Source organism: Alteromonas macleodii, from assembly GCF_903772925.1.
In the GTDB taxonomy this organism is placed as follows: Bacteria; Pseudomonadota; Gammaproteobacteria; order Enterobacterales; family Alteromonadaceae; genus Alteromonas; species Alteromonas macleodii_A.
The window spans coordinates 39,249-53,110 of the sequence record NZ_LR812090.1; the positions used below are offsets into that span (position 1 = coordinate 39,249).

At 42.9% G+C, this 13,862-nt stretch carries 11 protein-coding genes and 2 rRNA genes; 3 read left to right on the top strand and 10 right to left on the bottom strand.

Annotated features, from left to right (window positions below; genetic code table 11):
* The first annotated feature begins 51 nt into the window (after positions 1 to 51).
* A 5S ribosomal RNA gene (gene rrf, locus PCAR9_RS00170) occupies positions 52 to 167 on the top strand.
* 139 nt (positions 168 to 306) lie between these two features.
* Positions 307 to 422: ribosomal RNA gene (rrf, locus tag PCAR9_RS00175) — 5S ribosomal RNA — on the top strand.
* Between the two features lie 38 nt (positions 423 to 460).
* Here the strand turns inward: rrf (PCAR9_RS00175) and PCAR9_RS00180 are convergent.
* The 9 genes from PCAR9_RS00180 to PCAR9_RS00220 all read right to left on the bottom strand — a co-directional run bounded on the left by PCAR9_RS00180 (position 461) and on the right by PCAR9_RS00220 (position 11,124).
* Complete coding sequence (locus tag PCAR9_RS00180; protein WP_179981889.1) at positions 461 to 991, bottom strand: acyloxyacyl hydrolase; 531 nt, start codon at positions 989 to 991, stop codon at positions 461 to 463.
* A gap of 137 nt (positions 992 to 1,128) precedes the next feature.
* A complete protein-coding gene (locus tag PCAR9_RS00185) occupies positions 1,129 to 1,959 on the bottom strand; it encodes a substrate-binding periplasmic protein (RefSeq protein ID WP_179981890.1) in 831 nt (276 codons plus the stop codon).
* Positions 1,940 to 2,731, bottom strand: coding sequence for a hypothetical protein (locus PCAR9_RS00190; RefSeq protein WP_179981891.1), 792 nt, complete (start codon positions 2,729 to 2,731; stop codon positions 1,940 to 1,942). The genes PCAR9_RS00185 and PCAR9_RS00190 overlap by 20 nt, the downstream gene beginning before the upstream one ends.
* A gap of 137 nt (positions 2,732 to 2,868) precedes the next feature.
* The gene (locus PCAR9_RS00195; RefSeq protein WP_179981892.1) at positions 2,869 to 5,958 is read right to left on the bottom strand and encodes an error-prone DNA polymerase; all 3,090 of its coding nucleotides are present in this window, start codon (positions 5,956 to 5,958) and stop codon (positions 2,869 to 2,871) included.
* Positions 5,959 to 5,993: 35 nt separating this feature from the next.
* Positions 5,994 to 7,478, bottom strand: coding sequence for a Y-family DNA polymerase (locus PCAR9_RS00200; RefSeq protein ID WP_232091076.1), 1,485 nt, complete (start codon positions 7,476 to 7,478; stop codon positions 5,994 to 5,996).
* 2 nt (positions 7,479 to 7,480) lie between these two features.
* Positions 7,481 to 8,233: a recombinase RecA gene (locus PCAR9_RS00205; RefSeq protein ID WP_179981893.1), complete on the bottom strand. Its 753-nt coding sequence runs from the start codon at positions 8,231 to 8,233 to the stop codon at positions 7,481 to 7,483.
* Between the two features lie 249 nt (positions 8,234 to 8,482).
* The gene (locus tag PCAR9_RS00210) at positions 8,483 to 8,995 is read right to left on the bottom strand and encodes a hypothetical protein (protein WP_179981894.1); all 513 of its coding nucleotides are present in this window, start codon (positions 8,993 to 8,995) and stop codon (positions 8,483 to 8,485) included.
* Between the two features lie 2 nt (positions 8,996 to 8,997).
* A complete protein-coding gene (locus PCAR9_RS00215) occupies positions 8,998 to 10,749 on the bottom strand; it encodes a DUF885 domain-containing protein (RefSeq protein ID WP_179981895.1) in 1,752 nt (583 codons plus the stop codon).
* Positions 10,750 to 10,788: 39 nt separating this feature from the next.
* Entirely contained in the window at positions 10,789 to 11,124 is a 336-nt protein-coding gene (locus PCAR9_RS00220; protein WP_179981896.1) for a DUF1820 family protein, read from the bottom strand.
* Positions 11,125 to 11,312: 188 nt separating this feature from the next.
* On the opposite strand from PCAR9_RS00220, the gene PCAR9_RS00225 reads away from it, so the two are divergent.
* On the top strand, positions 11,313 to 12,950 hold the full coding sequence (locus PCAR9_RS00225) for a M28 family metallopeptidase (RefSeq protein WP_179981897.1): 1,638 nt from the start codon (positions 11,313 to 11,315) through the stop codon (positions 12,948 to 12,950).
* A gap of 45 nt (positions 12,951 to 12,995) precedes the next feature.
* Here the strand turns inward: PCAR9_RS00225 and PCAR9_RS00230 are convergent, their stop codons facing one another.
* Complete coding sequence (locus PCAR9_RS00230) at positions 12,996 to 13,838, bottom strand: adenylyltransferase/cytidyltransferase family protein (protein WP_197964229.1); 843 nt, start codon at positions 13,836 to 13,838, stop codon at positions 12,996 to 12,998.
* Positions 13,839 to 13,862: the final 24 nt, after the last annotated feature.

Here is a 13,862-nt window from a genome sequence, read left to right on the forward strand (position 1 = left end):
AGTTACTCACGATTGAATTGATATCCAGTTTTCTAGATTGTTACCAGTTTTCCTGGCAGCCATAGCGATACGGTACCACCTGACTCCATTCCGAACTCAGAAGTGAAACGTATTAGCGCCGATGGTAGTGTGGGGTTTCCCCATGTGAGAGTAGGACACTGCCAGGTCCCATTAAGAAAAACCCGCCTAACGGCGGGTTTTTTGCTTTATATAGAAGCTACAGCATTTTATATGCGAGCTCACAGAATTTAGTAAGGTTGAGAGTTCTCAGCTTTACGCAGTAATTGCTACTGCAAACCAGTTTTTCCTGGCAGCCATAGCGATACGGTACCACCTAATTCCATTCCGAACTTAGAAGTGAAACGTATTAGCGCCGATGGTAGTGTGGGGCTTCCCCATGTGAGAGTAGGACACTGCCAGGTCTCATTAAAAGAACCCGCCTAACGGCGGGTTTTTGCGTTTAGAAATGGTAGGCGTAGGATAGGTTTAGGAAGTCTAGTCCCGGGTTGTCGTTATTAAAGCCACCGTTTGAAAAGTGCATATAACGCAGGGCAACATGTTGCTTCTTATCAATCTCTACAAACACACCTAACCTGTCTTCAAATTGGTAGTTAGACCCAATATCTTTACCAGCTACTTTTTGATCGCCAATGTAGCTTGCGCCAATACCTGCTTCTATATATACAGGATACTTGTCATATAGCGTGGATACCTGTTTCATAAAAACAGGAGTCAGTGACGCGCCATAACTAGTGCTATGTGTATCGTTTTCGCCATATTCCCAAACAACCGCACTCACTTCCCAGTAAAGCTTTATGTCGCCAAACCAATCTGTCGCTAATGTTTGTTCAAGTGGTCTGTATGCGAAGCGCATACCGTCTATATCGTCAAATCCGTGCATATAGTCGACACTGACAGTTTGCCTTGCCTGTGCGCTATTGGTGGTAAAAATGATTAGAAAAGAAAATAAAAGTAGTGATAACTGTTTCATAATTGCTCCTTGATCTAGTAATCAACAAGCAAAAAATTATCCAACCGAAAAAAATTATTAATTTCAGTTGGATAGGGCTATAAAATAAGAAAAGCTTTAGTTTTGGAAAGTCTACATTACTGACATTATTGAAGTTTTTACAAGGGGGTCCATAGCGCGTTTTTATTAATATCTTGCTCATCCATCAACTGTTTTTTCAGTTGCGCTATATCTTCAATACCATATCTTTCTTTTATATCATTTATTTCGCCAGAATTAGTCAGCAAAAAGGTATTTAATTCATTAATAATCTCTGGATGATTTAATGTCGATAAGGAAAATGAGACAACATTGTTAGGTAGCGTTAAGTCGGCAACAAAAGAAGCTGACTGAGGAAAGCGTTGTATAAAATATAATGAGGCATGGTATTCCACATCAAAAGCATCCACTTTATTGCTTTGTAAAAGCCTAAGGCCTTCATAAATACTGCTAACGCCTATTACTTCAACTGACCCGTTTTTAATCTGTTGCTTCCATTTAACAGGCGAGAACCCTTCGGGCGTTGCAAGCTTTGAAATGTGGCTAAGCTCTGAGCCTTGTTTTTCTTTTCTAACCAGAGTCACTGCAAACGTGTCGGTAAGTGGCTTAGAATAAACTTTACCGAGCTTATGTGTGATTTGGTTATACCATTCAGGGTTGTCAGGAAAGACGAAATCCACATTGCCTTTTGTTAACTCTATTTGAAGGCGCTTCACCGGCATACTTAAGTAAATGAAGTTATGTCCAGTTTTCTTGGAAAAGGCATCAAGAATAGCTCTACCTAACCCTTTATCGTGCTCTGATGCAAAGTTGTAATACGGATAATATTCTATATCTTGTGCACCAACGATATAGGTTTCGGCACAAACAAATGGGCTTGAAATAGTGAGCGTCAGTAATAAAGTGACGACACCTACAAAGCGGCAGACATTATTTCCAAACCTCTTCAATTTCCAATCCTTGTTCGTTAAGAAGCTGCTGAGATAATTGCTCAAACGGGGTTATTCCGTATTTCGCTTTTATACTATCAATTAATTCGGGGTTTGAGGATATGAAATCATTCAGTTCACTAATAATGTGTTTATGATAAAGGGTAGACAAAGAAAAAGGGATTTCGTTATGTGGAAGCGTCAAATCTAAAGTAAACGCGTCTTTCTCATACGCTAGCGGTGCAGAACTTTGACTGACAAAGTATTCCAAATCTAATCCGTCGACGCGTTCTTGATATAAAAGGGCTAAGCCCTGTTGTATATTCGTAACCCAAGTAATTTGTGTATGTTTATCGTCTATTCTTTTTTGCCAGTTTACCGGTGTGAACCCTAGCGGCATGGCTAGATGCTTTATCTTATCAATACCTAGCCCAGCATTTTCTTGTTTAACGATAGTACCTGTTACTGCATTGGTTAAGGGGAGTGAAAAATGCTTATCGCTGGAAGTGGTGATGCTGTTATACCATCCTCTGTTATCAGGGTATACAAAATCAACATTACCTTTAACTAGCTCGAGTTGAAGCCGTCTAATGGGCAAACTCAAATAAATAAATTCGTGCCCAGAAGCTTCAGAAAAGGCTTCTAGAACTGACCAGGCTACGCCTTTATCTACTGGAGAAGAAAAATCGTAGTGAGGGAAGTACGATAAATTTTGTGCGCCAACTATATATTTATCTGCGTAACTACTAAGACTGAATAAGCAGATAATACAAAGCGCAATCCATCCCTTCATTTTATACTCCAAAAATGACAACTGTTCTCTACAGGTATAGCGGATTCATCTATATGTTACTTAACAAAAAAGGCATTATCATTCAAAAAATAACCGTTTCGCACACCATAATCTATTGCTTTGACTCTGTAAAAGGTTCAGTGAAAATCTCTAGAGTTTAAAGTTAGCTTTTCGAGCCAAGGTGTACGGTCGATAAGCTTACCCGCGATAATGTGAATAACCCCCTCTTTTGAACGTTCAATAATACCGTTAACCTGAAGAAGCTTTGCTTTCAAAAAAGTTTGTTGCTGAGCTCGCGCCGTAGCTTGCCATACCACAACATTCATATTGCCTATATCATCTTCTAAAGTTAGAAAGGTAACCCCTGCTGCAGTGCCTGGGGCCTGTCGACCAGTTACTGCCCCCAGTACTTTAACAACAGACTTATTTTTTTTATCTTTAAGTGAATTTGACCAGCTTATGTCTTTAAGCTCATGTTGCCGCTTAAGCAGAGAAATAGGATGGTTATTTACAGACAAGCCTGTCGAGGCATAATCTTCAAGCAAGTTTTCTGCTTCAGAGGGTTTAGCGTCAAACGTTGTGGCACTTTTATCTGCATAAAAATCATCGGTATCAAATAGCGGTAAACGCGTTTGGGTATCCATAATTCGCCAACGAGTTTCGTACCGATTTCCTGATATAGTACGAAGTGCGTCTGCACTGGCAAGTGCCTCTAATTCATTGCTTTTTAAAGATAGCTGCTGTAACTGTTCAACATTTGTGTAGCCTTTATCTGAACGGTTTTCCACAATAATCTGAGACGACGCTTCACTTAAACCTTTTATAAGCTTAAGGCCAAGCTGTATGTACTTTTCCTGGCCCTTTACAACCAAAGTGTGTTCTGAGCTTGACTGGTTCACGCAGGGCGCCTCTACTCGTATATGGTGACGCTTAGCGTCTTGAACTAACTGAGAAGGAGAATAAAAACCCATGGGCCAGCTATTTAATAGCGCCACGTAAAATTCTACGGGAAAGTAAAACTTCAACCAACAAGACACATAAGCTAATACCGCAAAAGACGCTGAGTGAGACTCGGGAAAACCATACCCTGCAAAGCCTTTGATTTGTTCGAATAAGTTATGAGCGAACGTACTTTCATAGCCTTTATCCGTCATACCTTTAATGAGTTTATCTCTGAACTCAAAAATTCTGCCGTCTTTTTTCCAGCTAGCCATAGCGCGTCGCAACTGGTCAGCTTCTCCACCACTGAAGCCAGCGGCAACCATAGCAAGCTGAATCACTTGTTCTTGGAAGATAGGCACACCCATAGTGCGAGATAGCACCTTTTCCACATCTTTAGACGGGTAGCTAATGGTTTCATTGCCGTGTCGACGTATCAAATAAGGGTGGACCATATCGCCTTGAATAGGGCCAGGACGTACAATGGCTATTTGTACGACCAAATCGTAATAGCGACGAGGTTTGAGCCTTGGCAGCATAGACATCTGAGCCCGTGATTCTATTTGAAAAACGCCGACTGTATCTGCCCGACAAATCATATCGAAAACCTGTTTGTCATCCCCAAGCTTAGTAATAAATGGAATACTGGTTTCAACCGGATACTGCTTGTTAATAAGCGAAAATGCTCGACGAATAGCGCTTAACATCCCAAGCGCTAGTACATCCACTTTTAGCAGGCCCAAGGTTTCAATGTCATCCTTATCCCATTGAATGATGGTGCGGTCTTCCATTGCGGCATTTTCAACGGGGACAAGATCGTAAAGCGGACCTGCGCTAATAACAAAACCACCCACATGCTGCGACAAATGTCGGGGTGTACCCAGTAAAGCTTCGGTAAGATTAATTAACTGCTGTACCCTAGGCTCTTCAGGATTTAGCCCAAGCCCTGCCAGCTGAGACTTCCACGGAATAACGCTGTCTCGGCGATTGATTTGTTTAACTACAAAATCAAGTTGTGACTCGCTAAAACCAAGCGCTTTACCCACATCTTTAAACGCTGATTTAAAGCGGTAGCAAATAACGGTAGCCGCGATAGCGGTTCTTTCTCTGCCGTATTTTTGATAAATGTATTGAATGATCTCTTCACGGCGCTGATGCTCGAAATCCACATCAATATCGGGCGGTTCATTACGTTCTTTAGATATGAAACGCTCGAATAGTACACTTATTTGCCTTGGATCTACGGCTGTTATCTCTAGGCAATAGCACACCACAGAGTTAGCCGCAGAGCCTCGCCCTTGATACAAAATGCGCTGCCGCTTGGCAAACTGAACAATATCGTAAATGGTTAAAAAGAAATACTCGTATTCTTGCTCGGCAATAAGTGTCAGTTCTTTTTCTATAATTTTGCGGATTTCAGAGGTTATACCTTCTGGAAAGCGCACTTTAATACCAGCTTCTACGCGCTCCCGTAAATACGATGTAGGCGTATACCCTTCTGGCACCAGTTCCGAAGGATAGTGATAGCGCAATTCTTCTAAAGAAAACGTGAATACCTGGGCTAGGGCATTGGTATTGGCTATCCATTTCTCAGGATAGAGCTTTTTTATTTTTTGTATGGTGCGCAGACTACGCTCTGCGTTACTCAACGCTTCCCGACCTATTTTATCTACACTGGTATGCTGTTGTGTGGCATGTAAAACATGTTGAAGTGGTAGCCTGTCAGCGTGATGCATGAGTACACCTGTACAGGCAATAACCGGAAAGGGATAGGTAGACTGTAAATGATTGTAGTGCGCAAACCTCTGATGATCTCGTCCGTCTAATAGACGCTGAGCACCAATATAGGCATCGATGCCGGGATGCTTTTGCAGCCACTCAGCCCAATGCTTGTCGTGGGCTTCTTTTCCGCTTGGTAGCCAAATAAATTTGCAGTGGCGAATGGTACGCAAATCCCACTCGGCCAGTTGGTATTCTCCTTTTGCGGAGCGACGCCTGGCGTTAGTTATAATTCGGCACAGTTCGCTGTAGGCTGCTTTGTTCGGGCACAACAGCACAAAAGATAAAGTGTCATCAAATACAAAGTAACTGCCAACAATAAGCTTAATAGGCAGGCCTTGGTGGGTTATTTCATCGAAAGCCCTTACTACTCCCGCTACTGAGCACTCATCTGTAATGGCAAGCGCGTCATAGCCAAGAAAAGAAGCCGTGGTCACAAGCTCTGCGGGAGAAGAGGCGCCGCAAAGAAAGCTATAGTTACTTTGGCAAAAGAGTTCGCTGTATTTCATGATTTAGCTTTTACCTTTTCTTTAACCGCATGCGGCTAACAAAAAAGGCCCTGTACCCACCAGCGGCTCTCTTCGTCTTTAAATACTAAAAGCCTTACACATTGCTCAGTCTGGGCGATGAAATAATCTCGCTTTATTGGGCTGTCATGCCACCACTCGCTGTGTAATCGCACGGGACCAAAGCAAATTTGGGTAGCCTGAATAAGCGGTTTAGGTGTATCAAAGATGAAGGTGGGCGTAATGTCACTGCTATAATCGTAATTACCGGTGCTCGGCTCTGTCACCGTCATGTACTCAAACTGATGGCTGTCGGCAGCGCGAGGTTGGAACGTACTGTTATCGCCTAGCTTGGCATTTAAGCGGCCAATCAATTGTTTTTGTGCAACGTCATTAAACCTATCGCTAAAAAAGTCGCCATTCTGCGAATCTATTTCTTCAAACTGCTGACAGGTAAGCGCAATGGCTGTGGCTGGCTCGGGTAACTCTAGGTTCTCAGTTTTAAGGCTAAACAGCGGTAGCCAACTTTGTACTGAGGACTGTGGAAGTGCCGATTGAATATTAATCTCCATTACAGGGGCTTCTCTGAAATGAATGTGCACGTTAATGCTCGATGTATACAAGTTCCTGGCCCGTAAATAGTGAGACAAATGCTCAAACTGCTGCGTGACAAAAGGCGTTAGGTGCTGTGTGTTTTCAATATCAAAAGGCAATAAAGTAAAGTTATCAAAGTGCTCTAAAGGCCTAAATAGCGTAACGCGAGGGAAGGTTTCTCCTCTGAGCGCCGTAAGATACATAATGGTGTTATTGTCGAAGCGCCGCCCCAGCTCTTGTACCGGCATGGCCAATAGCTGTTGTACACGGGTAACACCCACCCTTGCCAAGGCGTCAATGACTTTAGGTGACAAAGCAGTAATAGAAAGCGGGCACGTACTTAGTACTTTCTTTATGTCATTTTGCGTATGTAAATAGGTGTTATGTTTATGAAGGGCTAATACCTTTGCAGCCTCAATTGTCCATGCGCTAGCAAAATGATAACGAATGTCTGCCTCTGCAAGTGCTTGAGTTAGGGTTTTCCACAGTGGTTTATGCCCGCCATAGTAATGGGTTAGGTTATCTAGCCTTACTGCCAGACCATTTACGCTATTCGAATGAATGTGGCAGTCTAGTACGATGTCAGAAGCCAGAGGATACAGCCTATGGGCTAGCTGCATCAGCATATGCTTTTCGGCTTCTTCACTGAAAGGCAGAATATGCACGTAGGGGCACAGCGCCGCGGCTTGGGCAAGCCCATGACCAATTTCAATGCCCTCTTTTTTCGCAATATCATTACATTGCGTAATTTTGTTCGTTTTGCTGCAATACACAGCAATAGGTGTATTCGACGGTAATGACGAAGAATTTCCGTTAGATTCGTCTTCAGGTTCGTTTCTAGACCCTTTCCTGTGCGCATGTGTACTTGTAGCCGCTTTGAAGTGGCTGTCTAAAGTAAGTTGATAGCAGTAAATATAGGCCCACAGCATTATTAGCTCACAGAATGTAAAGCCTGATCGGAAAGCGTGTTATGTGCCATGGCCCATTTAATGGCGTGATTGTCAGGGGTCCACCGATGAGAAATAACAATGTTATCTTTTGGCCACCCATGACGTTGTTTGCGTATATTAACCGACAAGGCGTGGGGTTTGCCAAATAGCGCAATATCTAAAGTAATGGGCAATGAGTTGTCGTTTTGGCTTGGTGTACTGGTTTGTAAACCACCCTGTAAGCTTGTTTTTGGATAATTTAATGATGGTGCCTGCTGTTGCGGTGGAGTATACAGCAAGCACAGTGCATCATTATGCGTTGCCGCTACCTGCAGGCGTCGCGCTTCTTTTTGATTTACAGCATTACTCCACAGCACTACGCAGTGGCAAGCCGTACTTTTCAAACATTGCTCTGCTGCCCACAATGACTCTTGTTCTTCACTTGTTTTTACTACCAGTACCTGTTGCGCTTTAAGCCCCAAATTTTCTAACCACGGGGACTGTAGTAGCCCGGGAGGGTTAATAAACACCACCAGTTTGTGCATGCGATGCTGACAAATAACCCGTTTAAAGAGTGAAAGCTCACCCACGCCGGTTAGTGAGGAAATACGTACAAGCCCCGTAGAAGCCACGCCCCCGTTAAGCGCATTATCCAGACACGGAAAACCCAGCGAAAACTTAGCTTCACTTTGCTTTTGATCTCTGGCCCGCCAAATATGGGGATGCTTGTTAAGTACGGATAACGACTTTTTCATGGCACTCAAAATAAACTGTATTTTTATACAGTATTATAGGCCAGCAATAACCCTTTTCAAGATAAAAGGTTTTCGTCTTGTTGTTTTAACTGCTAACTTACTGATTAGTTTGGAAAGGTAAAAAGATTAAACTTTTAAAAGAGTAGTGATATAGACGAGGGTCGCCAATCCTAACAACACAGTAAAGCGGGCGACCCTAACGCGTAATTAGCACTTTATCGGCGCTAACATGGGGATAAGAGTAAGAGGCTACTCTTGTGATGACGGTTCTTTTTGTGATTTTGCTGCAGTACCGTTTACGGTTGCTGTAACGGTTTGGCAAAAAGCAATAAATCCGTCTGCGGTATTTTTTGCCCATACCATGCGAACGTTGCTAGGTAGAGCCTTCACCACTTCACGAATCTCCTCAAGCGTCACTTCTTCATTCTGTAATGCCTTATTTAAAGATTCTTCAAGGGACATACCTTTTTCACAACAAGCCATAATAATGGTTGAAAAGTTGCGCATAAGCGGGTGCAGCGCATTGTATTGAGTTTGGTCAATAAGACGGCTTTTATAGGCACTTTCAATACGCGCGGTAAGGTTTTTTTCCAACGCATCTGTAACAAGAACAAGATTGCGATAAGCATACGTAACCTTGTTACTGGTCTGTTTATTCGAGTGGCGCAACAGCGCCAGCTCTTTTTGCAAATTCTGCGCTCGCAGCACAAAGTAAATTAAAAACAGGATAAGTAATCCTATAACTCCAAATGCAACGATCATGTTTATTTTGCCTTTTGTTCTTCTATAAACGTGTTGATATTTTGTTCCAATATGAAAAGTGGAACTGAGCCATTTTCTAACACCGCGCGGTGGAATTTGCGCACGTCAAAACGCTCACCTAAAGCAGTCTCTGCTTTTTCGCGAAGGCCTTTTATTTTGATTTCACCAATTTTGTATGACAGCGCTTGCGCTGGCCAAGAGATATAGCGGTCTATTTCCGTATTAACGTTGTGTTCTGAAAGCGCAGTGTTTTCCATCATATAGTCCACCGCTTGCTGACGGCTCCAACCCATTGTATGCATACCGGTATCGACCACTAAGCGACACGCACGCCACATTTCGTAGCTTAAGCGACCGAAGTTGTCGTACGGCGTTTCATAAATACCTGCTTCAATACCTAAAAACTCAGAGTACAGACCCCAGCCTTCACCAAACGCTGAAATATAGGTGTTACGGCGTACCATGGGCAAGTCTTCAAGCTCTGCGGCCAACGAAATTTGTAGGTGGTGGCCAGGTACTGCTTCGTGTAAGGTCAGTGCAGGCAATGCATACAAAGGGCGCTTATCAAGGGCATAAGTGTTTACCCAGTAATATCCTGGCTGGTCATCGCGGCTAGGGTGAATGTAACGGCCTGTTGTGTATTTGGGCGCGATAGCGTCTGGTACAGGCGCTACGCCATAAGGCGTTCTTGGCAGATACTCAAAAAGCGAAGGAAGCTTTGCGTCCATTTTCTTTGCAATAAACGACGCTTCTTTTAGTAAATCTTCAGCGCTGGTGGCATAGAATTGAGGATCTTCGCGTAAAAACGCAATGAATTCGTTAATGTCGCCATCAAAGCCAAGCTCATCCACAATTTGCTGCATTTGTGCGCGAATGCGTTTTACTTCAGACAAACCTAAATCATGGATTTCCTGAGGCGTCATATCTGTGGTGGTGTAATGCTTGGCTCTATTGGCGTAATACGCCACGCCATCAGGCCAGTTGTTTGCGGCAATATCTTCACGGGCATTAGGAATGTATTCCTCTACCATAAAGTCGTAAAACATTTGATACGCAGGCAGCACACTGTTGTTTATTGCTGCTTTGCCTTTCTCTGTAAGCGCTGCCTTTTGCTCGGCAGTAAAGTACTCAGGGAAACGAGCAAACGGAGAATAAAAACCACTGTCCACTGCATTTTCAACAATATACGACGCAACTGAGTCTTCAAACCCTTTCAGCACGACTTTCGGCTGTGTGTAGCCTTCTTTTAATGCCTGCTTCATATAAGTAATTTGCTGGTCAAAATAAGGCTTAAGCGCGTTTAAGCGGCTAATGTATGCTTGATAGTCTTCTACGCGCTTAAATGTAGATAAGTTAGGAAGCGAGGCCATAGCACCATGAAAGCCATATTCTGAGTTAATAGGCACCAAGTGCGCACGATAGGTATACTCATCCACATAGTTGGCTAAACGGTATTGCTGCATTAGCAAAGCAATATAAGCGTCAGTAGAGATAGAGTTTTTTTCGTACTGACTTAAGGCCTTTTGAAACGCACGCCATCGTTCATTTTGTGCTTTAAGTGCTTCGGGCGAAATATCAGGTAGCACATGGGCCAAAGAACTATCGCCTTGGCGAGAGGCTAAAAGAGGGGAAACCGAAAGCTCATACTGCCAAATGTCATCAAGTAGTTGGTATAAGCTTTCATCATCAAGGCTTTTTGCAGGTGAACTAACGCTGCAAATAAATAGTAATGCTGCTAACAGATAGCGATACATAAGGGTCTCCGGTAACCTTCACCGGTTTGACGCCGGTGGCTACTCTTTCGTTGGTGTATATATTGGGCTAGGGAAAGCAGTTACTTTATCAGATTTATTTTCTAATTTAGTAATTTTGGCTGTTCCTTTTTTATTTACGGCGTCAATGCGTAAAACGTTGTGCATAGGAATATAAGTTTTTGTTACTTCTGAAAATTCAGCTTTTAACCTTTCATGGCTAGGATCTACAACAACGCTTGTGTGGGTATCCCACACAAAGTCACCTATCTCAATAAAGCCAAATAAAGCACCTTGTATAAGGTTTTTCACATATAACTCATAGCGTTCACCATTACTGATAAATTGAACGCGGTAAAGAATATCGTCTTTCGACATGGATGCTGCTCTTCACTAAAAAACATAAGAATCTCCGGAAACTGAGCCGGAATGTGGCTAACAATTTTACCTTGCTACTAAAATGCGAGCAACGGTAGGAAACCCATGGTAAACGTAAGCAGTTTAATGGTATTTCGCCTATTAACTGCGTTACCATGATGCACACTTAGTTATACGGTGAAATTAAAATGATAAAAAAACTACTGATAGGTAGTGCGATGACGGCAATGACCTTTGCTGCCACTGCGCATAACCACGCATCGACAGACAATGCTTTTAACCCTGATACACAGCGAATTAAATCACACCTGTTTTTCTTAGCCGATGATTTGCTTGAAGGTCGTGATACGGGCTCTCGCGGCCATGAAATTGCGGCGCTTTACATTGCTACCGAATTTGCCAAATATGGCTTAAAGCCGGCAGGTACAGATGGTTACGTACAAAACGTATCGTTTCGTAAAGCCAACCTAGTTCAAGAGTCTCCTAAGTTTACCTTCACCCAAAACGGCGAGACCATCGATTTTGATTATCCGAAAGAGTATTTAGCTAGCCCGAGTTTGCTCAGCACTGAGGCCAATGTAAAAGGTGAAATGGTATTCGTAGGTTACGGTATTGTGGCTGATGAGTTATCTCACAACGATTACAAAGACCTAGATGTAGAAGGTAAAATTGTTGTGGCGCTAGCGGGTAAGCCAAGTGACTTTCCATCAGAAGAGGGCGCTCACTTTGCGTCTGGCTATCAAAAGCAAAAGTATGCGGTAGACAATGGTGCTATTGGCATGATCACTATCACTACACCTAAAAATGAAAAAGTACGCCCTTATCAAAGCCGTTTGAACTATATTCATACGCCGCGTATGGCCTGGTTAGATGATAGCGGCGAGCCTGCTAACAGCTTTTCTCAGCTTAAAGGCGGAGCTTACATGAGTGAAGGGGCTGCGCGTAAGTTATTTGAAGGCGCAGAAAAGAGCCTTGATGACGTTTATGCACAGCTTGAAGCAGATAAAGTACCGCAAGGTTTTGCGTTAAACGGTGTGGTAGATATCAGCAAGAAGAGCGTACACGACACCATTACAAGCCCGAATGTTGTGGGTGTACTTGAAGGCTCAGACCCTGAGCTTAAAAACGAGTACGTGGTTTTCTCTGCTCACTCTGATCACATTGGTTTTGCTAAAACAGTGAAGAAAGACAACATCAACAATGGCGCCATGGACAATGCGTCTGGTACGTCAGTGATGTTAGAAACTGCACGCCTGTTTAGCGAAATGAAAGAAAAGCCAAAGCGTTCAATTCTTTTCGTGTCGGTAACCGGGGAAGAGAAAGGCCTGTTAGGTGCAGACTATTTTGCCCGTAACCCAACCGTACCTGTTACATCAATGGTGGCAAACGTAAACCTAGATATGCCAATTCTGACCTACGAGTTTGCTGATGTTATAGCCTTTGGTGCTAACCATAGTGATTTGCAAGAATCAGTGGAAAAAGCTGCTGCTAACGCAGATATCGAGCTAAGCCCGGACCCGTGGCCAGAGCAGGCACTTTTCACTCGCTCAGACCACTATGCGTTTGTAAAACAAGGCGTACCTTCAGTATTTATGGTGCCTGGTCTTAAATCAAAAGATCCTAACGTAGATGGCAGCAAGGTGTTTGGCCAGTTCTTATCTACGCACTATCACAAGCCTAGTGATGATATTAATCAGCCTTTCAACTGGAATGCTGCGGAGACGTTCACCAAAGTTAACGCACAAATCGGTTGGACATTAGCAAACCAAAAAGATAAGCCGAAATGGAACGAGGGCGACTTCTTCGGTAACACGTTTAGTAAGTAAACGCCTATGTATGAGCTAGCAGATCACTGCTAGCTCATACATTTGTTATAGCTTTCTTTTAAGCACGGTAGAGCTAACGTTGGGGGTATAATCGAAATAGACCATGTCGCAGGTTACGCTAGGGTATTTTCCTTTCCAATCAGAACCCACTGAAATCGCATCAATGTTATATTCATCTACCACTCTTTGTTTGTTTTTATCCACCTGAGGGATAACTTCATCCACATATCGGTTAGACTCGAGGATGGAAATTCGTTCTTCAAACGGAATAAGTGGTGGGCGTCCTTTAGACTTCTCGATAAGCTCGTCGGTAGAGACACCTACAATCAAATAATCACAAAGCGCTTTTGTCTTCTTCAGTATATTTAGATGCCCTTGGTGAAAAATGTCAAAGCAGCCTGACGTATACATTCTTTGATATTTTTTGCCCGTCTCGGATGTGTTCGTAGATGAAAGTAATGCAAAGTCAGCGCGTAACGTTGCTCTTAATTCAGCAAAATAATCATCATCTAATTCAAGCTTTTCGCTTAAGACAGGTGGCTTGGGCCAGTGTTTGTCTTCAAAAGATTCTTCGCAAAAAATTACTGGATGTTCATAACGGGGGATAACGTGAAAATGGACAGCAGGATCTACCATCATTAACATTAAATAGTTTATTTTGCAGAAGTTGAAGCGCTTTTTGAGCACTTTTTCTATATCCGCAACAACGATCTTTTGTTCTCTAGCCGCCTCTTCTGAAATATCAGAATAGTTAAAGACATTTTCTTTACAAATAAGAACTAATGAACCAAGGGTTACCTGTCCAGGTCTGAGTAAAACATGCCAGTAGTCGTATGTTTTAAGAAGATTATCGGGATAACCAAATTTAGATAAGGTAGTGTTAAGCATAGATCATTTTTTATGAATGGCATT